General features: G+C 68.3%; 1 protein-coding gene. It reads left to right on the top strand.

The window, feature by feature from the left end:
• Window positions 1–1,104, top strand: a 1,104-nt coding sequence (locus DBR34_RS21825; protein WP_219928295.1) for a YadA-like family protein, incomplete at its 5' end; no start/stop codon positions are given.
• Window positions 1,105–1,285 lie beyond the last annotated feature (181 nt).

Below are 1,285 nucleotides of genomic sequence, written 5' to 3' on the forward strand. Positions count from 1 at the left end.
GGCAGCGGTGCGATTGCCGCCGGCGCCAGCGCGCAGGCCACTGGTGCCGGTTCGGTGGCGCTGGGTAAGGGCGCACAGGCCCAGGCCGACAACAGCATCGCACTGGGGGCCAACTCCATCGCCGACCGCGCCAATGCCGTGGCCGTCGGTGCGGCCGGTGCCGAACGCCAGATCACCCACGTGGCCGATGGCAGCGAGGACACCGACGCGGTGAACCTGCGCCAGCTGAAGGCCGCCGGCCTGATCGGCGATGCCGGGCAGAGCCTGGACGCGGTGGTCTATGACCAGGACAGCCAGCGCTCGCAGGTCACCTTTGCCGGTGCCAACGGGACGGTGCTGGCCAACGTTGCCGACGGACGCATCGGTGCGGGCAGCCGCGAGGCCGTCAATGGTGGGCAGGTGGCCGCACTGCGCGACCAGCTCCAGGACCGTATCGGCGACATCGACAACCGTGTCACCCACATCGAGAACAACCCGGGCGCGGGCGGCGGGGACAATCCGTACTACGACGCCTCCGCCGGTGGCGGCAGCACGGTGGTCCCGGCCGATGCCGGCAACGTGGCCAGCAATGGTGGCCCGGCCACGGCAACGGGCCAGGGCGCCGTCGCTGCGGGCGCAGGTGCCAGTGCCTCGGCCAACAACGCCGTCGCGCTGGGCGCCGGTGCGGTCGCCGACCGCGAGGACACCGTGTCGGTGGGGCGTGCCGGTGGTGAGCGTCAGATCACCAATGTAGCGGCCGGCGTGCAGGGCACCGATGCGGTCAATGTGTCGCAGCTCAACGAGCGCATGGCGGATGCCAACGCCTACACTGATGGCCGCATGCAGGACATGTGGGACAACGTCAACGATCGCTTCGACCACGCCAGCCGCCAGGCCAACCGGGGTATCGCCGGTGCCGCTGCCTTGGTCCAGGTGACGCCGTACCTGCCGGGCAAGACCGTGCTCAATGCCGGCATGGCCACCTATCGCGGTGAGACCGCGCTGGGCGTGGGTGTCTCGCGCTGGAGCGACAACGGCCGGGTCAACGTCAACGCCGGTGTCTCGGCGGCTCGTGGCGACCGCCCGATCTTCCGGGTGGGCGTGGGCGTGGTGCTGGGCGACTGATTACACCGTGACAGTTATAGGATAACGGGCGCAAAGCGCCCGCTATCCTTACTTGTAAGTCATGCTTACATGATCACCGCGAGGCTCGAGGTAGCCGGATCCAACAATCTCGTCGGAAAGCTGACTTCCGGGTGAGGTGTGGAACGTCCGCTACTGATCAAATGCAGAGGCCAGTATCGAC

The sequence above is a fragment of the Stenotrophomonas sp. HMWF003 genome (assembly GCF_003061285.1).
GTDB lineage: Bacteria > Pseudomonadota > Gammaproteobacteria > Xanthomonadales > Xanthomonadaceae > Stenotrophomonas > Stenotrophomonas maltophilia_AP.